Source organism: Streptococcus cristatus (assembly GCF_003943515.1).
In the GTDB taxonomy this organism is placed as follows: Bacteria; Bacillota; Bacilli; order Lactobacillales; family Streptococcaceae; genus Streptococcus; species Streptococcus cristatus_D.
On the sequence record NZ_RJPT01000008.1, the window covers coordinates 64,546 to 86,901 of the forward strand.

Below are 22,356 nucleotides of genomic sequence, written 5' to 3' on the forward strand. Positions count from 1 at the left end.
AAGATCCTTGATTAAAGTTGCTATTTAACTTTTTTCTCTCCTCTCTTGGAAAATCATGCTACAATAATACTATCTCATTTGAAAAGGAGTTGTTTTTATGAATCAAGAAAAAGTAAGGAAACGAGATTTGCTTTCTATTCTGGCTGTAGCCTTGGTCACCTTTGCTGGAATTCTTTCAGAGACCAGTATGAATGTGACCTTTCCCCACCTCAGCAAAGTATTTGGTCTGAGCCTAGGAGTGCTGCAATGGATTACGACTGGCTATCTGCTGGCCGTCGCCATCACCATAACTTTAGGCGCAACTCTAGCCCACAATTGGACGGAGCGTCGCATCCTCTTTACCTCACTTTCCATCTTTACCCTTGGTAATCTGATTGCTATGATTGCCCCAGACTTTACTTCCCTTATGCTGGGACGGATCCTTCAGGGGGGAGCGACTGGGATTGCCATTCCACTTATGTTTAATCTCATCGTGGAGCGGGTCCCTCGGCAGAAAATCGGCTTTTATATGGGGCTAAGCGGCTTAGTCATCAGCATAGCACCAGCCATCGGCCCGACCTACGGAGGCTTCATGATTGGTTCCTTCGACTGGCACATGATCTACAGCTTTATCATGCCAGTTCCCATTCTCTCTTTTTTACTGGCTTATGTTAACTTAAAAAATTCGGCAGACAAGAGCAAGCGTCCCTTTGATGTGCTGGGCTTTCTTTCGCTCGCCACAGCTCTTTCCTTTTCTCTGATGACCATCTCCAGTTTAGAAGGTGGTGATAGTGTCAATTGCCTTTATCTAGCCATTTTCTTCCTTTCCTTTGCCTTTTTCATCTGGCGGAGTCTGACTGTTCAAGATCCATTTCTAGACATCCGTATCTTGAAAGAACCAACGATTTTCTTTGGAATTCTTCCCTTTTTAATCTTCCAATTCTCCAACCTTTCCAGCAACTTTCTCATTCCCAACTTTCTCGTGCTGGTCAAGAATGTCTCCACTGCCCAAGCTGGATTTTCCCTCCTTCCCGGAACCATGATCGGGGCTTTTATGTCGCCTTTTCTGGGAAAATTATACGATAGCAAAGGCCCTAAATTGTCTCTACTTGGCGGCAATAGCCTAGTCTTTCTGGTCATGATTGTCTATAGTTTCTTTACAAACTGGCTCAATCTGCCTTTAATCTTAGGATTTTATATCCTCTTTACCCTGGGACGCAACTTGGCTTTCAACAATACTATGGCTTTATCCGCCTCACAAGTCAGCAGAGAAAAGACGGCGGATGTTACTGCCCTCTTTCAACTAGCACAAACCTTTGCTGGTGCCTTGGGAACTGCAATTGCAGCTGTCCTGCTCAATCAAGCACCCGATACGACAAGCGGCGTCCACAATGTCTTCAGCCTACTGCTCCTTCTCGTGCTAGGCAACTTTATTTTCTACTATTTCCTGTTTCGAGCGATTCATCAGAAGAAAGAAGCCTAAATTTCTATCCCGACTTTCCCTCGGGATATTTTCTTTGGTCAAATCCAGATTTTTCAAATACAATTTTTCTGAAAATTGTGATAAAATAGAGACAATCACATTTAGATAGGTAATAGATATCATGTCTTCAAAAGTTATTATTACAATTTTCGGTGCCAGCGGAGACTTGGCTCAAAGAAAACTTTATCCTTCCCTCTTTCGACTTTATAAATCTGGCAATCTTTCGCAACATTTTGCCGTAATTGGAACTGCCCGCAGACCCTGGAGCAAGGAATATTTCGAGTCAGTCGTTGTCGAATCAATCTCAGACCTAGCCGACAGTGCAGAGCAGGCTCAAGAGTTCGCCAGCCACTTTTATTATCAAAGCCATGACGTGCAAGATACCGAGCATTATATCGAATTGCGCAAGTTGCAAAACAAGCTTAACGAGCAATACCAGGCAGAAAATAATAAACTCTTCTTCCTTTCTATGGCGCCACAATTTTTCGGAACCATTGCTAAGCATCTCAAGTCTGAGCAAATCGTTGATGGAAAGGGATTTGAACGCCTGATTGTCGAAAAACCCTTTGGGATAGATTTGGCAACTGCCAGCAAACTTAACGAAGATCTACTGGCAACCTTTGACGAGGAACAGATTTTCCGTATCGACCACTATCTGGGCAAGGAAATGATTCAAAAGATTTTTGCCATCCGCTTTGCTAATCTGCTGTTTGAAAATATCTGGAACCGCCAATACATTGATAATGTACAGATTACCTTTGCTGAAAAGTTGGGCGTTGAAGAACGCGGTGGCTACTATGATCAATCCGGTGCCCTCCGTGATATGGTGCAAAACCACACCTTGCAGCTCCTCTCCTTATTGGCCATGGATAAGCCAAAAAGCTTTACCAAAGACGATATCCGAGCAGAAAAGGCCAAGGTATTTGAGCGCCTCATTCAGCCAAGCGAAGAAGATTTGAAACGTTTCTTCATTCGCGGCCAGTACAAGTCTGGCAAAATCAACGGTCGAAAATATATTTCTTACCGTAGCGAACCAAATGTCAATCCTGAGTCTACTACTGAGACCTTTGCCTCTGGTGCTTTCTTCATTGATAGCGACCGCTTCCGTGACGTTCCCTTCTTCTTCCGAACAGGGAAGCGCCTCACCAAAAAAGGAACCCATGCCAATATCGTCTTCAAGCAAATGGACTCCATCTTTGGTGAGCCTCTCAAACCAAATGTCCTAACCATCTATATCCAGCCAACTGAGGGGATTTCACTCAGCCTCAATGGCAAGGAAGTTGGAGAACTCTTTAATCTAGCTCCTATCTCATTGGATTATCGGACAGATGCCACAGCTTCAGGAGCTTCTCCAGACCCTTATGAAAAATTAATTTTTGATGTCCTTAATAACGACTCAACTAATTTCAGTCATTGGGACGAAGTAAAAGCCAGCTGGGAGCTCATCGATCGCATCGAAGAACTCTGGAGCCAAAATCAAGTACCACTCCATGAATATCCTGTCGGATCTATGGGACCAGAAGCCTCCTTCGAGTTACTCGCCCAATTTGGAGCAAACTGGCAATGGCAACCTGATAAAGAATAATGCATGCAAAAAAGATTGGAAAATTTTCCAATCTTTTTTTAACTCTTAAAACTCTGCTAGCCCTTCTATTACAGCCATTCCTTGTAACGCTTGATATAAAGGCCTTTCACAAGGGTTACGCTAACCATATAAAGCACGATAATCAAGAAAAGGCAAAGGAAATAGGTGCCATTGAGCGGGGCAGTCTTCAGAACTGACGCAAAGAGGCTATATGGCAAGGAAGTGACAAAGAGCGCTGCCGCCATGGTCGTCACAACGACGGAAAGAGCAGGACGGCTTTGCACAAAAGGCAGTTTAGGCGAGCGTAGCATGTAGATGACCATGGTCTGGGTCCACATAGACTCAATAAACCAGCCTGTTTGGAAAAGAGTGATAAAGGTCACTGCCTGTTCAGTACCAGCTTGATAGCTACCTCCTGTGATCATAGGCACGATGATAAAGTAAAGCACCAGATAGGTCAAAACATCAAAAACGGATGAGATAGGCCCGATCCAAGCCATAAAACGGGTAATGGAGCTAGCTGACCAAATATGAGGCTTCTTGAGAAATTCACTATCTACATTATCAAAGGGCAGAGCGATACAAGACAAGTCATAAACTAGATTGAGGACAATCAAATGAACTGGTGCCATAGGCAGAAATGGCAAAAAGATACTGGCAAAAAGAAGAGAAAAGATATTTCCAAAATTGGAACTGACCGTCATCTTGATATACTTGGTCATGTTGGCATAGACCTTGCGCCCTTCTACCAGCCCTTTCTCCAGAACCATGAGATCCTTGTCTAGCAGGATGACATCTGCCGTTTCCTTAGCAATATCGACAGCTGTATCAACAGAAATACCAACATCTGCTACTTTCATAGAGGGAGCATCATTGATACCATCGCCCATGTAGCCAACCTTGTGGCCATTTGCTTTGAGCTGGAGGATGATCCGAGCCTTTTGGTCTGGAGAGAGCTTGGCAAAGACTGTCGTGTTCTCTACTGCCTGACTCAATTCCTCATTAGATAAAGCATCTACCTCTACACCTAGCAAGATATTTTCTACATCTAACCCAACCTTTTCACAGACTGCCTGAGTAACCTTTTCATTATCGCCCGTCAAAATCTTAGTGGAAACTCCGTACTCAGCCAAGGTTTCAATAGCTGGAGCCGCAGATGACTTAGGTGGATCTAGAAAGGCCAGATAGCCCGTCAAAATCATATCGGACTCATCCTTCACTTCATACTCATAATCTTCTTCTAAGTCTGACTTATAGCTAACACCAAGTACGCGCAGCCCTTGCTCATTGAGTTGGGCCACTTCAGCGAGGATTTCCTGACGAATCTCCTCAGTCAGTTCTGTAATACGATTTTTGTATTCTACATAGCTAGAGATGGCCAGCATTTCCTCCAAAGCTCCCTTGGTCACCATGCTGATAACATCCTCATCATCCTTGACAATGACACTCATGCGACGACGTTCAAAGTCAAAGGGCAGTTCATCAATTTTCTTAAAGGTTTGGTCTAGATTACGGACAATCTCATGCTTTTCGGCTTCTTTCTCTGTCCGATTGATAATAGCCCGATCCATGAGATTTTTGAGACCAGTTTGATAGTAGGAATTGAGAAAGGCACGACGGAGTACTGCCAAGTCCAAATCACCATGAATATCCAGCGGGTATTCTAATACAATCTCGTCTTGGGTCAGTGTGCCTGTCTTATCCGTACAAAGGATATCAATAGCTCCTAGGTCTTGGATGGCATTCAGCTTTTTAATCACGACCTTTTCCTGAGCCATAATAATGGAACCTTTAGCCAGGCTCGCTGTGATAATCATAGGCAGCATTTCTGGGGTCAGGCCGACCCCAACGCTGAGGGCAAAGACACCTGCTTCCAGCCAGTCACCGTCTGTCAAACCGTTGATGAAGAACACAACCGGAACCATGACCAGCATCAAGCGAATCAAGAGCCAGGAAATGCTATTCATCTCGCGCTCAAAAGAGGTCGGCTCATCATAGGTATTAAGCGTCTGTTCAATGGCTCCCATCATGGTCTCATCGCCAACCACCAGCACCAGAGCTGTAGCTCTTCCGGAAATAACATTGGTTCCCATAAAAGCCAGCGACTCTGTTTCTAAAAGGCTATCGAGATTTTGACCATCCGCCTTGGTCAAACAGATCTTCTCTACTGCATCACTTTCCCCTGTCAGGCCGGACTGCTGAACAAAGAAATCACGCGAGTCCAGCAGCAGCACATCTGCAGGAATCATGTCTCCAGCACTAAGTTTGATGATATCCCCTACAACTAGCTCATCAATGGGAAGTTCTTGTTCTACTCCTTCTCGAATGACCGTAGCTGTATTGACAATCAGCCGAGACAGATTGCTAGCAGCGCGGTCGCTCCGCAATTCCTGAATAAAACGAATGCCTCCAGAAATCAGCACCAGAACGACAATAATAATGGAAGTCGTCGGATCTTCCTCACCAGGCTTGGCCAGCCAAACATTAGTCACTAAAGACACGAGAGCAATCACCAATAAGATGACTGTAAAGGGGTTAATGATGGATTCGTAAATTTTCTTAAAAATAGAGTCTTCCTGACCCTTTGTGATGACATTTTCACCATAGAGGTCACGATTTTCTTCGACCTGCTCTTCTGTCAGGCCCCGAAAGGAACTCTTGTAAAATGCCAAAGTTTCTTTTACAGGAAGTTGCAAAGCAGCAACTAATCTTTCTTTTACTGTTTTCATTGGTTTCTCCTTTATGTATGATTGATAAATTTCATACACAGGGACCAATCACTTTATGAGGACAGAACGACACAAATCAGCGATTGGCTGTGTATGTGCGGTTCCGGATGATCGTCAATTTGCATCGTACTTCTCCTTTCTTAGTTTATAAAAGCAGTTAATAATCCCAAGATGCCTGCAAGACATCAAAAGTAGCATTCATCTTCTGGGTCCATTCTTGCAAGTTGGGAAAATTGTCTTTCAAAGAAAATCCAATAACTTCTTCACGTAATTTCCACCAATCTACAAGAGCAACTATTTGGATTGTTGCAATATTTAAAGAAAGTCCTTGCTCAGTAGCCAGTTTCTTTAATAAAGCCAAACTCCGGACATTTCTCTCTTCAATTTGCTGATGTCTGTCTTTCCACCAATGCTCTTTTTCATGAAAAATTTTTTCCGCAACCATCGGCATTGTGTTTTCCAAAATTCCTTCAGCAACGGACAGTATGTTTAAAACGTGCCACTTCTCCATTCCATTAGGAAAAAGCGGAGTTTCCTGACCTAGCTCGTCTAAATATTGGGAAATTAAATCACTACCATACAACCATTCTCCATTGGAAGCTTGAAAAGCAGGAATTCTACCCAAAGGATTATCTTGATTATGCGGTGAATTTTTGTCGAAAGCCACCTGAACTTTCTGAATATTCACTTGCTCCTCTAAATGATGGTGTAAAATTGTAGCATAGACTTTACGCGCAAAAGGACTGGTACTAGAATACCATAATTTCATTACTATTCCTCCTTCTTTTTCTTAAGAGGCAGGCAATCAACTATTTACTCTCTTGAAATATTTTTAGCAAAAAAGAAGACCCTGCCAATTCTGGGCAGGGTTGTTTGCATGTCAGGTTGTTCGCTTCATTGTTTTAAACATAGATAAAACAAGCATTCACCGTTCAAGCTTTAACTCCATAAGGCGATGAAATGAGCTTAGTCTTGACCTTTGCGATCAGAACTGTTGACCAACGAGTAGTGTCTCCACTGCTTTGCGGTAGTCATCCGTATCCTTATGGTAGCCTCACCTACCGATTGACACTATTACTATACTCCTCTTTAGAAAGATTGTCAATAAAGAGAGCTATTTTTATTTTATTTTGGTAAAACTTCCGTAATCCTTCGACAAATCTCTTTGATCATAGTCTTTGGCGCAGCTGTATTGAGACGAGCATGTCCTTTGCCTTCTTGGCCAAAATCACTTCCCCGATTCAGGACAACCTTAGCCTCTTCTCGAAGCAAGTGGAAGAGCTGATCATCTGTCAGTCCATAATCTGAAAAGTCCAGCCAAACCAGATAAGTCCCTTGAGGCTTCATGACCCGCAGACGTGGCGCTTCCTTAGCAAAATAATCGACTACAAAATCAATATTTTCCTCTAAGACAGCCTTGAGCTCTGTCAACCAAGGCTTGCCATGACGATAGGCAGCTTCCGTCGCTAAAAATCCAAGACCCGAAATTTCATGCTGGTTATTGGCCAGTTGGCGCTTTTGAAACTTTTGTCGCAAGCTAGGATTCTCAATCACTGCATAGGAATTTTTTGTCCCAGCAATATTAAAGGTCTTAGTCGCACTGGCTAGAATCAGGCTAAAGTCCTTAAAATCAGGTGAAACAGTATTGAAAGACTGGTGTTTATGTCCAAATAGCGTCAAGTCTTGGTGAATCTCATCTGAAACTACGAGAACGCCGTACTTTTGGCAGAGACGACCAATCTTCTCTAAAACGTCCTCTTCCCAAACTCGACCGCCAGGATTATGCGGATTGCAAAGCACGTAAATCTTGACTTCATTGTCTACGATGTCCTGCTCCAACTGTTCAAAGTCAATCTGAAAAAGACCGTCCTGCTCTATCAAAGAATTAGTAATCAACCGACGATTATTGAGCTTGACACTGCGAGCAAAAGGCGGGTAAACAGGAGTGTTGATTAGAACAGCATCGCCTTCATCGGTAAAGGCTTGGATAGCCGTCGAAATAGCAGGAACAACTCCCTCGATAAAGACCAAGGCTGCCTTGTCAAATGTGTAACCATGCTCATCCCGCTCCCAAGCTAGAACAGCATTGATCAACTCCTCACTAGCATAGGTATAGCCATAGACTAACTGATCCGCATAGTCATAGACGGCTTGCTTGATTTCAGGCAGGACTTCAAAATCCATATCCGCAATCCAGGCTGGCAGGACTTGACTGTCTTTCTCCGCCTCTTTCCATTTATAAGTATGCTGACCAATCCGATTGGGTGCTGTTTCAAAGTTATAATTTCCCATATTAGTCCTCCAAGGCTGCGCGCAAATCGTCTACTAAATCCCGACTATCCTCAATGCCAATCGACAGGCGCAGCAAATCATCAGTCAAGCCATAGGAATGGCGCACTTCAACAGGAATATCTGCATGAGTCTGGGTCGTCGGATAGGTAATCAAACTCTCTACTCCACCCAAACTTTCCGCAAAAGTAAAGATTTTCAGGCTATTTAAGAGATGAGGAATCTTACTTTCATCGACAACTTTAAAGGAAATCATGCCGCCCTTACCTGGATAGAGAACTTCTTTTACCGCAGGAGATGACTTCAGAAATGCAACTACTTCTTGCGCATTCTGAGTAGAGCGCTCCATGCGGAGAGCCAAGGTCTTGAGCCCGCGCAAAAGCATGTAACTATCAAATGGAGATAGGACTGCTCCAGTTGTATTGAGATTATAGAAAAGCTTATCATAGATGGCAGCATCATTGGTCATGATGGCTCCAGCCAAGACATCATTGTGCCCTCCCAGATACTTGGTCGCAGAGTGCAGGACAAGGTCAGCTCCATCCTCCAGCGGTCTTTGGTAAATCGGGCTGTAGAAGGTATTGTCCACAATGACAGCTGCTCCTCGCTCATGAGCCGCTTGGGAAATGCGAGCAATGTCAAACTCTACCATCAGAGGATTGGTCGGTGTCTCGATATAGACAATATCTATATCATTCGTTAGCTTGTTCAGTAGTTCTTCTTCCGTATTAGCATAGGTAAAGCTAAAGCGTCCTTCCGCTTCAGCCTGAGCAAACCAGCGGAAAGAGCCGCCATAGAGATCCCGAACAGCCAAAACCTTGCTGCCAACTGGAAAGGCACTAAAGGCCAGCACAATAGCTGACATACCAGAGCTAGTTGCTAGGGCATAGTCTGCACTTTCGATAGCAGCTAGCGTCGTTTCCAAGCTAGCCCGTGTAGGATTTTTGGTTCGAGTATAGTCATAACCCGTTGACTGGCCAAACTCAGGATGCTGGTAGGTCGTTGAAAAATGCAGGGGGGTTGTTAAAGCACCCGTTGTTTGATCTGTCTTTACTCCTGCTTGAGCCAACAAAGTATTTAATTTCTGTTCTCTCTCCATTTAACCGTTCCTCTTTTTTAAAATATTCTACCTTTCTATTGTAACATCTTAAGAAAATCTTGGGCTTTTTTCTTTTCAAGAGCTAGCTATAGTCTGAAACTATAGAGTAACAGCCCATAAAAAAGAGTCGCTGAACGACTCTTCGTTTCTTATTTCATTCTTAATCGTTGGCGTAAACTATCTGCCTTTTGTCCGATAAAACGGTCTATGAGCCGAACTTTGAGAGACAGTACGATATAGACGAACATTCCGACTCCTCCAACGGCAGCGACATAGATAAAGCTGTACATCCGATTAGTTGGCTGGAAGATAAAGCTTAGTAGATACTCGACAAGCAGAACCAAGATCACCATGGCAATTGTGAGAATCATACTCAACAGCAGACGCTTCAAGAGGTTCTTAGGATTCAAACCAACAACCTTTCGGATTTCTCTAAACATGAAGAAGATTGGCAGTAAAAGACCGACGGTCGTTGAAATCAAGGGACCATAAGCATGGAAGAGATTGATCATCGGTACCTGCAGACTAAGCTTGACAAGAACTCCATAAAAGAAGTAGAGAATGGCTTTCTTGTTTTGGAACAGAGCTTGAATCATCGGAGCCAGAACTGTATAGGTGCTGAGAATGATGGTCTGTAGCATAGCGCAGATGAAGAGCCCCAGTGCTAGTCTATCTGGCTTACCATAGAAAATGGTATAAAGTGGACTGGCTACCATAACAGCTCCCACTGTTGTCGGAAAGATAAAGAAGAGCAACATGCTAAGATTATCTTGCACTAGGCGAGCACCTGAGCGAAAGTCACCCTTGACATAATTCTCGGTCAAGAGAGGGATACCGACACCACCGATAGAAGTTGCCACCGCAATTAAAATCATAGTGATTTTATTCGGATTGGCTGAGAAGTAAGCGAATTGCACCAAGAGCTCTGATTTCGTATAATCGCTAATCTGGGTCATAATGTTGATAAAGGTCGCCTGGTCAATAATCTGGAAAAGCTGAATAGCTGAGCCTGTAATGATGAAGGGAATGGCTTCTCGTATGGTATCCCAGAGGAGAGAACGGCCACTAATTCCCGCAGACTTTTTAGGCTTTCTCAGGATAGAGCGCAGCATACCCGTTTTTGCTAGATAGAAAAGTAAAACGAGCATACTTGCCAGCATCCCGACAAAGGCGGCAAAGGTAGACTGGGTCACAGCTTCAACATAGTCACCTGAACCGATTTTCATAATGAAATAAGCTGTCAGTAGCATCCAGATAACCCGAATCACCTGCTCCGAAATCTGGCTGATGGCATACGGTTTCAGATTATTAAACCCTTGGAAGAAGCCTCGAATGACACTCATAGACGGAAAAATGAGCACAGCCCAAGACAAACTCTGCATAACTGGAATCAGGTCAGCCCCGCCACCAGACATTGAGGCAAAAACCGGTGCCATCAAGTACATGATGATTGCAAAGATCAGTCCCAAGGCCAGCATGAACTTGAGGAACTCTCGAATGAGGGCAAAGCTGTGTTCCTCCTTGTCAATCGTATTGTACTTAGCAACTTGCTTGGCAACAGCCACCGGCACTCCTGCTGTGGAAACCAAAAGGAACCAAGCATAGATATTATAGCTCATGGTAAAAAGACCATTGGCCTCTGCCCCGTGCTGGCCCATCCAGATATACCAAGGGATGATATAAACAGCCCCAAGAAGGCGGCTGATAAAATTACTAGCAGTCAGCCAGGCAGTCCCTCTTAACATTTTCTGCTGCTGGCTTGTTGTTTCTTGGCTCATAGAAAACCTCTTCTATTTGTTCTTCTTTTATTATAAACTTTTCCTTGCCTCTTGTAAAACATAGCCTTTCGGTTTACAATAGAGATATGATAAAAATTGAAACAATACTAGATATTTTAAAAAAAGACCAAAATTTTCGTGAAATCATCGCTGATGGAGACTACTACTTCAACTATCAGGGCTTGTCCTTTGACAAGATTAGCTATGATAGTCGCAAAGCAGATAGCAAAACTCTCTTTTTTGTCAAGGGCGAGCATTTCAAGCGGGAATTTTTAGAGAAGGCTGTAGCAGCTGGACTAGGGTTTTACCTGAGTGAGACTGACCTCGAAGTCGGAATTCCGGTGCTCTTGGTCAATGATATTAAACAAGCCATGAGTCTCATTGCTATGGAATTTTACGGTCACCCAGAGCAAAAACTCAAACTTTTGGCCTTCACTGGTACCAAGGGCAAGACCACATCGGCTTATTTCGCTTTTAATATTTTAAAACAAAGCCACAAACCAGCCCTGCTTTCTACTATGAATACCACTCTGGACGGTGAAACTTTCTTTAAATCAACCCTGACCACTCCTGAAAGTTTAGACCTCTTTGAGATGATGGCCCAGGCTGTAGCCAATGGTCGTACCCATCTCATCATGGAAGTCTCCAGCCAAGCCTATCTTAAAAAGCGGGTCTATGGCCTGACCTTTGATGTAGGTGTCTTCCTCAATATCAGCCCTGACCATATCGGCCCGATTGAGCATCCAACTTTTGAAGACTACTTCTACCACAAGAGACTCTTGATGGACAATAGCCGAGCTGTTGTTGTCAATAGCGGCATGGATCATTTTCAAGTTTTAGCTGAGCAAGTGGCCAACTACGACCACGACTTCTATGGACCTGACTCCGCCAATAGTATTCAAGAATCGCAAGCTTTCTCCTTTGAAGCGCAAGGAAAGTTGGCTGGTGCCTACGATATCCAGTTGATTGGTCGCTTCAATCAGGAAAATGGCATTGCTGCTGGTCTAGCCTGCCTACGACTTGGAGCTTCATTGGAAGATATTCAAGCTGGTATTGCCCAGACACGAGTTCCGGGACGCATGGAGGTCTTGACCCAGTCAAACGGTGCCAAGGTCTTCGTGGACTATGCTCACAATGGCGACAGTTTGGCTAAGTTGCTATCCGTCGTTCAAGAACATCAAAAAGGACAGACTGTACTTGTACTAGGAGCTACTGGCAATAAGGGAGAAAGTCGACGTAAGGACTTTGGCCTCCTACTCAATCAGCATCCTGAAATCAAAGTCATTTTGACCGCAGATGATCCAAATCGCGAAGATCCAATTGCTATCGCAAAAGAAATTGCTAGCTACATTTCCTTTGAGGTGGATATGATTGCTGACCGCGAAGAAGCTATCAAAAAAGCCCTCAGCCTAACCAATGCTAAAGGCGATGCAGTCATTCTAGCTGGCAAGGGAGCGGATGCCTACCAAATCATCAATGACCAAAAGGTCCCTTATCCCGGTGATTATGCACTGGCAGAAAAATACATATAAAAAAGGACTTTCGAGTCCTTTTTATTATCCATTCCACATCACTAAGACATAGAGCAAGCTGCTGCCTACCATATCCGCAAAGGCATGTGCCAAAAAGAAAGGCAGCAAGTTTTTAACCTTGTATTTGTAAAAGAAATAATAGAACAGACCGAAGACCACACCAATCAGAAAAGCAGAGACTAGCCCCTGATAGGTATGGACAGAAAAGCGAACCAGCGTTGAAAAGCCTAAAACCCACCATTTGCTCTCTTCTTTCACCGATGTGAGCAAGCCTAAGAAAAAGAATTCCTCATAAGCACCATTGAAGAGAGAATAGAGAATGACGACAGGTCCTAGCGCAGCTAATTTGCGAAAAACTTCGACAAAGGTCCAGTCGATATGCTGCAAAATTTCTAAGTCAAAATAATTATAGGAACCGACTAAAGCTGCTATCACATCAGAAGTCAGACCGACAACCGCAAAAATCAAGGGCGCCCAAAGAATAGACCAAGACAAGCGTAGTTTCAGCTGTTTGAAATCATAATGGCGGATGCCTAGATAGACAAGTGCTAACACCAGCAGGAAAACCTGCAATTTCAAATTGCTCAGCAAGGCAAAATTTTCATCCTCTGGTCTGGGCACGATTGCTTGTCCTACAGAGCTGGACATCGTCAGCCAATTTATTGTTGAGGAATAAATAAATTGACCAAACATAATAATTGCTAAAATCAACATATCGAACCACCTAAGGTTCTCTAGTGGTTGCTCGGGATAGATTTTTTTCAACATTGTCATTCTAATTCCTTTCCCAAATTCTATATACTACTATAGCACAGAATATGGCAAAATGACAGGTGGGGCTGTCTAATTTTTCCCTCATTCGAAAACAGGAGGAAAAGAAGCAAGGCTGAGATACGATTATCCCAGCCTCTGACTTTAGTCTTCTTTCTTAAATGAGTTTTTAAGACCTTCAACGGCACCTTCTACAGCACCCTTAGCATCTTCAACTACTTCTTTTGCTTTGGCAACTGTTTTTTCTACAGCACCTTCTGCTTCAGTCTTGCTATCCCCAGTAACTTTACCAAATCCTTCTTTGATAGCACCAGTTGCTTGTTCCAATTTATTTTCAAGTGACATAGCTCTGTCTCCTTTTTGTTTTAATACGATAATGGTTATCGCTTACATTCAGTTTATGCTTATTCTTTAGCAAAGTCAAACAATCTGCTCAAAAGCAAGCAATTAAGGCAAATAGAAAGACAAGCATTCCTTGTCAAAATCAACAGCCAACTCATATTTCCCAGCTTCATTTTGCACAATATAGCCTAGAACGACTAAACTGTCCACAAAGATATCACGACGTTTCTGCATGAGCTGGTCTTTTTTGAGAAACTTGAGCAAAAACGTCGTCATATACTTGAGGGCGTACTCTGGATTGACATCCCCCAAAATGGCATAGAGTTCCTGCTGTTTTTGTGTCAAAGAATAATGATTCTTGACCTTGTAGAAATAATTAGACAGGGTCATCTTTTCTCTTGCAAAGTCCGTACGTTCGACTAAAATGGCGGCATTGGTTTGATTGCGCAATTCTGTCTCAAAAGTCTTCTTCAGCAAAGCTTGATAGACTGGACTATCCTCTCTGACAAAAATCTCTTGGTCAAGGGATAGATTACCTATTGATTCTAGAAAAGGGAGATTAAGGGAATATCGTTTGTTTTCCCTTCGGATCAAACCTGCCTTTATATATTCTTCCATGAGTTTATCAACTGCTACATCTGGAAACTGGGCCTTGATTTCTCGAAGGATCACATCGTCATGCTGGTCCAGATAGTCCACTAAATCTATAAAAAATGGCTGTCGAGTCAAACGGGAGGGATTAAAAATCTGAATCATGAAGATTCCTTTCTTTACATTCTAAAAGAGGGGATGCTGCTAGTTGACTAGGATTGGTCCCTGATTGATTCAGAGGCACAGGAAGTTCGAGTTTCCTGTAATATTCTCTCCAAAAATCACTAATCTCCTGCTCCCCATCACCAAATTTCATCGGTACGCTCTCAAAAATCGGTAGGATTTCAGCGATATACTGGGAGCAATAAAAGCCATTCCCATCTGGATAAAAAGAGCTGTTATAAGGGGCTCCTAGATGCTGGCAAGCCTTCTCCTTCACCAAGTCAGCTTCCAGCTCTGGATAGACATAAAGGTCGTAAAGATGAGTCGGTTCAAAAAAATCAGCTGGTTCTTGACAGATAACACCAACTTCACCAGTTGCATGATAAACAAAACCGTCCAAAAAGATAGCTACATGGCTATAGTTCCCAGTAGAAGCCTGGATGGCCTGCCCCATATCTGAAAGATCCTTCACAAAGATCAAATCGCCATTTTCTAACATCTTTCTCTCCTAGAAAAAAAGGAGCCGAAACCCCTTTAGCTATATGGAAACAAGTGTTTCCACGTTTCAATTATCACTCAAGCTATTACCCATTAAAGCTTTCAGTCAACTGAGGCACGACTTGTTTCTTACGCGAAACAGCACCAGCCAAGAAGGCATGGTTATTTTCAAGTTTGAAGTTGAAAGCTGCTTCTACCTTGTCCATGTTTGCGCCAATTGCAAGGATTTCTGAGTTTGAGTTAACGATGTCTGTAATCATCAAAACAAAGTCAGAATAGCCATTTGCTGCAATAGCCGCTTGCATTGCTGCCTCGATCTCTGCTTGGCGTTCCAAAACTTCAGCAATATCAACAGTGTTGACTTGGGCTACACGGACATTATTTCCATTCAATTCGAAAGTCTTGGCATCAATGTCGATCAATTCTTCAGCAGATTTGCTTGCCAAGTTTGTACCAGCCTTCAGCATAGCGAGACCGTATTCTTCCAAGTTCACACCTGCTAACTCAGCCAACTCAGGAGCAATATCCTTATCACTTGGGTGTGTCGTTGGAGATTTCAAGAGAAGTGTATCTGAAATCAAACCAGATAACATCAAACCAGCAAGCTCTTTAGGAACTGCCACACCGTGTTCTTTAAACATACGATAAACGATAGAAGACGCTGACCCAACAGGTTCCAAACGCATGTAAAGTGGGCTTGCAGTTTCAAAGTTAGCTACACGGTGGTGGTCCACCACGCCATAAACTTCCACTTCAGCAATATCTGAAACAGATTGTTGGAATTCATTGTGGTCAGTCAAGATGACTTGCTCTGCACCTTCTGCTTTAGCAGATGTGATCACGCGTGGTGCTTCTACACCAAAATAGTTCAAGACAAAGGCTGTTTCTTCATTTGGAGTCCCAAGAGCTACTGCTTCTGTATCCAAACCGTAAGCTGTTTTTGCAAGATAAGCAAAAGCTACAGATGACCCGATGGCATCTGAGTCTGGATTTTGGTGACCAAATACTAGAATCTTAGACATGATAATACCTCTTTGTTTTTAATAATATCTATTCCACTTATTTTACCACAATTATGGGTATTTCACAAAAGGAGAAGGATATTTTCTTGAGAAAAATTGTAGCTTTGCAATAGAGGGCTGAGCTGAACCTTCAAAATAATCATCCAACCTTAACCGTCGATACAAGTACCATCTCCGATGAAAGTCCCCCAGAAGAAACGCTTGCTTTATCATTTTTATTTCCTGTGAAAGGATTTTTTCCTAAAAAACAGCCCTATCATAAGATAGGACTGGAAAATTTATCAAGTTAGTGATAGAGGCGATCGTCACTACTATTTAAGTGACTGTCTCTTCTCCCGTTTAGCCAAGAGAGGTAAGATGACGCCTAGACTAATCAAGATAATCGGTGTCAAGATATTTGTCATCAGAGAGAAGCGCCAACCAGCTGGATCAACTGCATAGTCTACTTTCGGAACCATACCTAAAATACAAGCAAAAGCTGTGAAAAGGAAGCACCAAGCTCCGATGATAAAGCCAAATTTTGGATTTTTAGTAAGTTTGTATTCCGCATCCTTGTATTTCTTCCAAGCTTTATTGAGCAACATATAAGCTACAAATACCCAAAGATAACGCATGGGCATAACGATGGAGTTAAGATTAGTCATCCATTTAACCAGACCATCGATTTCCTTGATTCCAAAGATTGGTAGGACAATCAAGAAGCTTACCAAAATCCCTGTCAGGATATAACCGTTAATCAGCACACCTTTTGATGTCCGCTTACGCAGCCAGCTTGGAACAAATTCCTCATCGGCATTATTGAGCAAGATTTGCAGAGGCGCATCAATTGAGAAGGCCAAGGCTGCAATCTGTCCGACCATATTAGTCAGGGCATAGATAACTACCAGTACATTACCTACACCCCAGTAGTTACCCAGCATTTGGAAGGCTTGATAAGCACCATTACGCATCAAATCTTCAGGAATATTGCTACCGTCAAAGAGCATACCCATGGCCAGAGAACCTAAAATCGCAGAGGCTCCAACCATGACAGCCATGACAATCATCCCCTTTGGAAATTCCTTGGCGGGATTGCGTGTTTGGTTAACGTAAGGCGAAATCTTCTCAGCCCCACCGACTGCAAAGACTAAGAGCGAGATAGTCGTAAAATATGAAAAATCAAAATTAGGAATATAAGTACTGAGCTTGTCCATATTAGCCGTTGCGAACTGCATATCCGGCTTGATAAAAGGCGCACCGACCGCTAATAGAACAAAAAGGAAGGACATAATCAGCATCGCACTTCCAGCCAAGCCCCCAATCACTTTAAGTGTGGACAGCCCCTTGGTGGATAAGTAGAGAAAGGCACCGAAAATCAGCAAACTAAGAATAACAATCCAGTGAATATCAAGACTGCTCAAAAAATCGCCATTTCCTTGGATAGCCCATCCTAAAGGAATCAGAACTCCCTGTGGCTTTTGTGCCAAGTAGGGAATATGCACCACCCAGTAAGTCCAAGCCGCAAAATAAGCCAAGCGCTTGGTAGAGGTCTTCTCCACCCAGTCGCTGACACCACCTCCGCTCTCCTTGAAGGTCGAGCCTAGCTGCCCCACGATGAGGGCATAGGGAATAAAGTAAATGGCCAGGATAAGAATCCAAGAAACAACGACCGAAATCCCTTGTTGGGAGTAGTTGTTGACCACATTTCCCAGACCCCAAACCATATTAAAGGCAATTAGGGACACCATCAGCCAAGTCAGCTGGTTCTGATCTTTTTTCATCATTCATCTCCTTTGAATATAAAATAAATTGCTCCATAAAATTATACCATGTTTTTACATTTTTGTAACCGTCTTCAGCATATTTTGTCCAAAAAAAAGAGCTACCCGTAGGTAGCTCAAATTCAATTCTTAAAGTGAGTTCACGTCAACCTTGATACCAACACCTTGAGTAGTTGTGATTGTCAAGTTTGTTACGTAAGTTCCTTTAGCTGTAGCTGGTTTTGCTTTTTGGATTGTTTCGTTGAATGCTTTGAAGTTTTCAACCAATTTTTCAGCTTCAAATGATATTTTACCGATGATTGCTTGAACGTTACCTGCACGGTCAGCACGGTAAGTGATCTTACCACCTTTAGACTCTTCAACTGCTTTAGCAACATCCATTGTTACAGTACCAGTTTTAGGGTTTGGCATCAAGTTACGTGGTCCAAGGACACGTCCAAGACGTCCAACAAGAGCCATCATGTCAGGTGTAGCGATAACTACGTCGAAGTCCAACCAACCGTCGTTGATTTTCGCAACAAGGTCATCTTCACCAACAAAGTCTGCACCAGCAGCTTTTGCCTCTTCAGCTTTTGCACCACGTGCGAAAACAAGAACGCGTGAAGTTTTACCAGTACCGTTTGGCAATACCATTGCGCCACGGATTTGTTGGTCAGCTTTTTTAACGTCGATATTCAGGTTATAAGCAACTTCTACAGTTGCGTCAAATTTTGCAAAGTTAGTTTCTTTTGCAAGTGCTACAGCTTCTTCTACACTGTATGCTTTTGTGCTGTCGATTTTATCAAGAGCAGCACGAAGTTGTTTGCTTTTTTTAGCCATTTTCTATTCTCCTTGTAAGTGGTTCAATCGATTTTCATCTCCCACGTCACTCCTCGAAATGATGAAGTCTTGCGGGTTATATTGGGGGTGTTATTGATTAGTCAACAACAGTGAATCCCATAGAACGAGCAGTACCTTCGATCATACGCATTGCAGACTCAATGTTTGCTGCGTTCAAATCTGGCATCTTAGTTTCTGCAATTTCTTGTACTTGTGCACGAGTAACTGTAGCAACTTTCGTTTTGTTAGGTGTACCTGATCCTTTTTCAACACCTGCAGCTTTTTTCAAAAGAACAGCAGCTGGTGGTGTCTTTGTAACGAAAGTAAATGATTTGTCTTCGTATACTGAGATAACAACTGGAATGATCATACCAGCTTGGTCAGCTGTACGAGCGTTGAACTCTTTTGTGAATCCCATGATGTTGATACCAGCTTGACCAAGAGCAGGTCCAACCGGTGGAGCTGGAGTAGCTTTACCAGCAGGGATTTGCAATTTTACAAGTTTTTCGACTTTTTTAGCCATTTTTAAATCCTCCTTTGTGGTTTTGGCGGTAATTAGAGATTTTTACCTCCCACAAGTATGCTTTTTGCATACTTTTCTATTATACACTAATCTTTTCAAAATGCAAGAAAAATTCTTATATTTTCTCGTTTTTATGGTAAAATAGTTACATGGTATTATTAAAAATTGCTTCTGTATTATTTATCTTTTTAACACTTATCTTATCGATTATCGCGGTGAAGGTCTTCAGGCTAAGAAAATTTGGCTTGAATTTTGCAGATTTGGCTTTCCCTTTTTTTGCTATAGAGTTGTATATCATTTCAGATAAGGCCTTCTATCACAGTCTTTTACCCCACCTATTATTAGTATTGTCTGGCCTGTCTATCGGTATCACAGCTTATTTTCTCAGGAAAAAACGGACTTTCTACTATCCCAAGTTCTTTAAATTTTTCTGGCGGGCTGGTTTTATCTTGACCTTCTTTATGTACCTAGCCATGACCATCGCTCTCTTTTTATAAATGTAAAACACACCCCATCGGTCTGTACTGACCGATGGGGTTTTCGTATGCGGAACTTACAAGTCATGCTTTATATCTTCCGATTCTCTTTCTTTTATTCATGTATTTCTAAAGGCAGACCATCCGGATCAAAGAAGAAAGCCATCTTGCGGCCATCAAAGTCATCATAGCGCAGCTCGGTATGGGGAATCTCCAAACGATCAAATTCCGCTAGCGTTTCTTCAACATCTGTCACTCGGAAAGCCAGATGCCGCAACCCAGTATGCTCTGGTGCAGGCAGGGCTGGCCGCTTGGGAGCCGCTTCCTTGATGAAAATTTCCAGTGTCAAATTCCCTTTGCGGACATTAAAGAGAATGTCCTGCTTGTCGGGCCGATGGTGCTCATCCAGCATGTCAAAGCCCAGCTTATCCACATAAAAATCCTTAGTCTTGGCATAATCATGACCAATAATCGCAATATGGTGAATGCTATCCAGTTTCATAGCTTTTTTCCTTTCATTCTTCAGTAGAGAAAATCTGCCGGCTAACTGCTGGCAGATTTGTATCACAGGATATTATTCTTGTTGACCAACTGCTCAGGAAAATGTTTAATTCGTCTGCAAAACCTTTCTCGGCTTCGTTCCTTCGGCTGGTCCGATAACGCCTGCTGCTTCCAGTTCTTCCATAAGACGGGTGGCGCGGTTAAAGCCGACAGAGAGTCTCCGCTGGATCATCGAAGCGCTGGCTTTCTGTGTCTCAATGACCAAGGCCTTAGCTTCCTCAAAGAGAGGATCGCCTTCATCGTCGCCTCCGCCAGCATCCAAATCACTTTCAGAGACTTCGCCAGGATCAAAATTATCATCATAGTCAGCTTCAGCTTGATTCTTGACAAAAGCTACGATTCGCTCCACATCTTCATCTGAGATGAAGGAGCCCTGCAAACGAACTGGATGGTTTTCATCAATCGGCTTAAAGAGCATGTCTCCTCTACCCAAGAGCTTTTCTGCTCCATTTTCATCCAGAATGGTCCGACTGTCTGTCCCGCTGGACACAGCAAAGGCAATCCGAGAGGGTACATTGGCCTTAATCAAGCCCGAGATAACATCTACAGATGGCCGCTGGGTAGCCAGAATCATGTGAATCCCAGCCGCACGCGCTTTTTGTCCCAAACGAATAATAGCGTCTTCCACTTCCTTGCTGGCCACCATCATAAGGTCTGCCAGCTCGTCCACGATGACGACGATTAGAGGCAAGGGAATCTGCTTATATTCTGACTGAGCATTGTACTCAGCTACTTTAGCATTGTAGCCGGCAATATTACGGGCACCGACCTTGGAGAAGAGTTCATAGCGGTTTTCCATCTCGTCTACAACCTTCTGGAGGGCGCGGCTGGCCTTGCGAGGATTGGTTACGACTGGGATAAGCAAGTGGGGAATGTCATTATAAACGGACAGCTCCACCATCTTAGGATCCACCATCATAAACTTGACTTCATCCGGTCTGGCCTTCATGAGAATGCTGGCAATAATACCGTTGACGGCCACAGATTTTCCAGAACCAGTAGAGCCCGCTATCAAGAGATGGGGCATCTTAGCCAAGTCAAAGGAGCGGACAGAGCCGTTGACGGCCTTACCTAGCGGAATTTCTAAGAGCTTGCTGGCATCCGTCTTGGACTGATCCCAGAGTTCTCGGAAGGTCACGGTCGCAACTTCAGAGTTGGGTACTTCGATACCGACAAGAGACTTTCCGGGAATTGGTGCCTCAATTCGCACATCCTTAGCAGCTAGGGCAAGAGCCAAGTCATCCGCCAGATTGGAGATCCGATTGACCCGAACGCCGACAGCTGGCTTAACCTCGTACTTGGTGACAGAAGGCCCGATTTCAGCACGCTCAACAGTAACCTTAATCCCAAAACTAGCAAATGTTTCTTCTAAAATCTTGATATTCTCTCGGACAATCCTCTTTTCTTTGGACTGATTTTTAGGCTTATCAGGCGCAAAGAGATTGATAGTGGGTAATTTATAGTCTAGACTTTCTTTGGTCGTAAAATCTACCTCTACGTCCGCCTCTGCTTCTTCTATTTCCTCTTCTCGGCCAAAGTCTAGCGGCTCATGAGGATTATAGTCTCCCTCTTCAGCATAGTCCGCCTCGTCAAAGTCCATAGGCGAATCGGACAAGTTCTCGTCATCTAAAATCTCTCCCGTTTCAGGATCCACTTCAGCTTCTGCCTGCTCTACCTCAATGGCTTGCATAGCTGCCTGTGCAGCTTTCTCCTCCTGCTCAAGGAATCGGAGCTGACGTTTTTCTTCCTCTTTTTCCCTCCAGTTTTGGAAAGCCACACTAAATTTCTCAGCAAGATCATAAAGCGACCATGGACTCATGAGCAGGGCCCCCAGCAAAATCAGGAGCAACCCGATAAAATAAGAGCCGATATTTGAAAAAAGAAAAGAAATCGGAGCATAAAGAGCCGCCCCAATCAGCCCCCCACCAGCAAATGAGGTCACTTTAAAGGCCATCAAATCTGTCAGGACTCGCGTAAGCGTCGTGGATAAAACCTGCCCTTTCAAATGCAAAACATGAACAAAATAGGCTTGAAAAATTAAGCTGAGTCCTAAGAAAAAGCTGATAAAGCCCGAAATCTTCCCCTCATGTTTGTGCAGCCACTTAAAGAAAAAGAGATAAAACAAGGCAGCTAGAATCGCCACATAAGCCATACTCCCTACCAGAACCCGAATTAAATTATAAATGGTGACTCCAAATGCCCCCAGCTTCAAGGCAGCAAACAACAAAGCGATAGCCAAAACAAAGGTGACTATCATCCGTCGAATCGCTTTCTGTCTTTCTAATTCCGCTTTTGTCGGCCGTCTCGTAGTCCGACTGTTTTTTGTATTTTTCTTATTTGCCATAACTTTCATTATA

Annotated in this window: 19 protein-coding genes and 1 riboswitch; of the genes, 4 read left to right on the top strand and 15 right to left on the bottom strand. The window is 43.3% G+C overall.

What is annotated here, in order from left to right; genetic code table 11:
- Positions 1-97: 97 nt before the first annotated feature.
- On the top strand, positions 98-1,462 hold the full coding sequence (locus tag D8791_RS07840) for an MFS transporter (RefSeq protein ID WP_125447179.1): 1,365 nt from the start codon (positions 98-100) through the stop codon (positions 1,460-1,462).
- Between the two features lie 121 nt (positions 1,463-1,583).
- Complete coding sequence (gene zwf, locus D8791_RS07845; protein ID WP_125447181.1) at positions 1,584-3,047, top strand: glucose-6-phosphate dehydrogenase; 1,464 nt, start codon at positions 1,584-1,586, stop codon at positions 3,045-3,047.
- A gap of 68 nt (positions 3,048-3,115) precedes the next feature.
- Here the strand turns inward: zwf and mgtA are convergent, their stop codons facing one another.
- From mgtA to D8791_RS07870, 5 genes are all read right to left on the bottom strand, one after another.
- On the bottom strand, positions 3,116-5,776 hold the full coding sequence (mgtA, locus tag D8791_RS07850; RefSeq protein ID WP_125447183.1) for a magnesium-translocating P-type ATPase: 2,661 nt from the start codon (positions 5,774-5,776) through the stop codon (positions 3,116-3,118).
- Between the two features lie 157 nt (positions 5,777-5,933).
- Positions 5,934-6,545 (bottom strand): glutathione S-transferase family protein, encoded by a 612-nt coding sequence (locus tag D8791_RS07855; RefSeq protein WP_125447185.1) that lies wholly within the window; start codon positions 6,543-6,545, stop codon positions 5,934-5,936.
- A gap of 148 nt (positions 6,546-6,693) precedes the next feature.
- Positions 6,694-6,849: riboswitch (M-box (ykoK) riboswitch) on the bottom strand.
- A gap of 52 nt (positions 6,850-6,901) precedes the next feature.
- Positions 6,902-8,068 carry a MalY/PatB family protein gene (locus tag D8791_RS07860; RefSeq protein ID WP_125447187.1) on the bottom strand — a complete coding sequence of 389 codons (1,167 nt, stop codon included), beginning with the start codon at positions 8,066-8,068 and terminating at the stop codon, positions 6,902-6,904.
- A gap of 1 nt (position 8,069) precedes the next feature.
- The gene (locus D8791_RS07865; protein WP_125447188.1) at positions 8,070-9,164 is read right to left on the bottom strand and encodes a cystathionine gamma-synthase; all 1,095 of its coding nucleotides are present in this window, start codon (positions 9,162-9,164) and stop codon (positions 8,070-8,072) included.
- Between the two features lie 149 nt (positions 9,165-9,313).
- The gene (locus D8791_RS07870; protein WP_125447189.1) at positions 9,314-10,942 is read right to left on the bottom strand and encodes a putative polysaccharide biosynthesis protein; all 1,629 of its coding nucleotides are present in this window, start codon (positions 10,940-10,942) and stop codon (positions 9,314-9,316) included.
- A gap of 86 nt (positions 10,943-11,028) precedes the next feature.
- Here D8791_RS07870 and D8791_RS07875 point away from each other — a divergent pair, with 86 nt between their 5' ends.
- Positions 11,029-12,474, top strand: coding sequence for a UDP-N-acetylmuramoyl-L-alanyl-D-glutamate--L-lysine ligase (locus D8791_RS07875; protein WP_125447191.1), 1,446 nt, complete (start codon positions 11,029-11,031; stop codon positions 12,472-12,474).
- 24 nt (positions 12,475-12,498) lie between these two features.
- Here D8791_RS07875 and D8791_RS07880 read toward each other — a convergent pair whose 3' ends face one another.
- The 8 genes from D8791_RS07880 to rplK form a co-directional block, all read right to left on the bottom strand.
- Positions 12,499-13,248, bottom strand: coding sequence for a CPBP family intramembrane glutamic endopeptidase (locus D8791_RS07880; protein WP_125447193.1), 750 nt, complete (start codon positions 13,246-13,248; stop codon positions 12,499-12,501).
- 141 nt (positions 13,249-13,389) lie between these two features.
- Positions 13,390-13,590: a CsbD family protein gene (locus D8791_RS07885; RefSeq protein ID WP_000051185.1), complete on the bottom strand. Its 201-nt coding sequence runs from the start codon at positions 13,588-13,590 to the stop codon at positions 13,390-13,392.
- Between the two features lie 102 nt (positions 13,591-13,692).
- A complete protein-coding gene (locus D8791_RS07890; protein ID WP_125447195.1) occupies positions 13,693-14,343 on the bottom strand; it encodes a DUF1803 domain-containing protein in 651 nt (216 codons plus the stop codon).
- Positions 14,327-14,839 (bottom strand): YiiX/YebB-like N1pC/P60 family cysteine hydrolase, encoded by a 513-nt coding sequence (locus D8791_RS07895; RefSeq protein WP_125447197.1) that lies wholly within the window; start codon positions 14,837-14,839, stop codon positions 14,327-14,329. Before D8791_RS07895 ends, D8791_RS07890 begins: the two co-directional genes overlap by 17 nt.
- An 85-nt stretch (positions 14,840-14,924) precedes the next feature.
- Complete coding sequence (locus D8791_RS07900) at positions 14,925-15,860, bottom strand: manganese-dependent inorganic pyrophosphatase (protein WP_048763356.1); 936 nt, start codon at positions 15,858-15,860, stop codon at positions 14,925-14,927.
- Positions 15,861-16,171: 311 nt separating this feature from the next.
- Positions 16,172-17,620, bottom strand: coding sequence for an APC family permease (locus tag D8791_RS07905; RefSeq protein ID WP_125447199.1), 1,449 nt, complete (start codon positions 17,618-17,620; stop codon positions 16,172-16,174).
- A gap of 129 nt (positions 17,621-17,749) precedes the next feature.
- Complete coding sequence (gene rplA / locus D8791_RS07910) at positions 17,750-18,439, bottom strand: 50S ribosomal protein L1 (protein ID WP_125447201.1); 690 nt, start codon at positions 18,437-18,439, stop codon at positions 17,750-17,752.
- Between the two features lie 97 nt (positions 18,440-18,536).
- Positions 18,537-18,962, bottom strand: a complete 426-nt coding sequence (gene rplK, locus D8791_RS07915; protein WP_001085808.1) for a 50S ribosomal protein L11 — start codon at positions 18,960-18,962, stop codon at positions 18,537-18,539.
- A 149-nt stretch (positions 18,963-19,111) separates the two neighbouring features.
- On the opposite strand from rplK, the gene D8791_RS07920 reads away from it, so the two are divergent.
- Entirely contained in the window at positions 19,112-19,459 is a 348-nt protein-coding gene (locus D8791_RS07920; RefSeq protein WP_125447203.1) for a DUF3397 family protein, read from the top strand.
- Between the two features lie 94 nt (positions 19,460-19,553).
- Here D8791_RS07920 and gloA2 read toward each other — a convergent pair whose 3' ends face one another.
- On the bottom strand, positions 19,554-19,940 hold the full coding sequence (gene gloA2 / locus D8791_RS07925; RefSeq protein ID WP_125447205.1) for an SMU1112c/YaeR family gloxylase I-like metalloprotein: 387 nt from the start codon (positions 19,938-19,940) through the stop codon (positions 19,554-19,556).
- 105 nt (positions 19,941-20,045) lie between these two features.
- Positions 20,046-22,343, bottom strand: a complete 2,298-nt coding sequence (locus D8791_RS07930) for a DNA translocase FtsK (protein ID WP_125447207.1) — start codon at positions 22,341-22,343, stop codon at positions 20,046-20,048.
- Between the last annotated feature and the right edge of the window lie 13 nt (positions 22,344-22,356).

Coding starts and splice junctions, on each gene's coding strand:
- D8791_RS07880 (WP_125447193.1), bottom strand. CDS start 13,248: ATGACAATGTTGAAAAAAATCTATCCCGAGCAACCACTAGAGAACCTT.
- gloA2 (WP_125447205.1), bottom strand. CDS start 19,940: ATGAAACTGGATAGCATTCACCATATTGCGATTATTGGTCATGATTAT.
- D8791_RS07860 (WP_125447187.1), bottom strand. CDS start 8,068: ATGGGAAATTATAACTTTGAAACAGCACCCAATCGGATTGGTCAGCAT.
- rplA (WP_125447201.1), bottom strand. CDS start 18,439: ATGGCTAAAAAAAGCAAACAACTTCGTGCTGCTCTTGATAAAATCGAC.
- D8791_RS07895 (WP_125447197.1), bottom strand. CDS start 14,839: ATGTTAGAAAATGGCGATTTGATCTTTGTGAAGGATCTTTCAGATATG.
- D8791_RS07885 (WP_000051185.1), bottom strand. CDS start 13,590: ATGTCACTTGAAAATAAATTGGAACAAGCAACTGGTGCTATCAAAGAA.
- D8791_RS07870 (WP_125447189.1), bottom strand. CDS start 10,942: ATGAGCCAAGAAACAACAAGCCAGCAGCAGAAAATGTTAAGAGGGACT.
- D8791_RS07865 (WP_125447188.1), bottom strand. CDS start 9,164: ATGGAGAGAGAACAGAAATTAAATACTTTGTTGGCTCAAGCAGGAGTA.
- D8791_RS07920 (WP_125447203.1), top strand. CDS start 19,112: ATGGTATTATTAAAAATTGCTTCTGTATTATTTATCTTTTTAACACTT.
- zwf (WP_125447181.1), top strand. CDS start 1,584: ATGTCTTCAAAAGTTATTATTACAATTTTCGGTGCCAGCGGAGACTTG.
- D8791_RS07840 (WP_125447179.1), top strand. CDS start 98: ATGAATCAAGAAAAAGTAAGGAAACGAGATTTGCTTTCTATTCTGGCT.
- D8791_RS07930 (WP_125447207.1), bottom strand. CDS start 22,343: ATGGCAAATAAGAAAAATACAAAAAACAGTCGGACTACGAGACGGCCG.
- rplK (WP_001085808.1), bottom strand. CDS start 18,962: ATGGCTAAAAAAGTCGAAAAACTTGTAAAATTGCAAATCCCTGCTGGT.
- D8791_RS07890 (WP_125447195.1), bottom strand. CDS start 14,343: ATGATTCAGATTTTTAATCCCTCCCGTTTGACTCGACAGCCATTTTTT.
- mgtA (WP_125447183.1), bottom strand. CDS start 5,776: ATGAAAACAGTAAAAGAAAGATTAGTTGCTGCTTTGCAACTTCCTGTA.
- D8791_RS07855 (WP_125447185.1), bottom strand. CDS start 6,545: ATGAAATTATGGTATTCTAGTACCAGTCCTTTTGCGCGTAAAGTCTAT.
- D8791_RS07905 (WP_125447199.1), bottom strand. CDS start 17,620: ATGAAAAAAGATCAGAACCAGCTGACTTGGCTGATGGTGTCCCTAATT.
- D8791_RS07900 (WP_048763356.1), bottom strand. CDS start 15,860: ATGTCTAAGATTCTAGTATTTGGTCACCAAAATCCAGACTCAGATGCC.
- D8791_RS07875 (WP_125447191.1), top strand. CDS start 11,029: ATGATAAAAATTGAAACAATACTAGATATTTTAAAAAAAGACCAAAAT.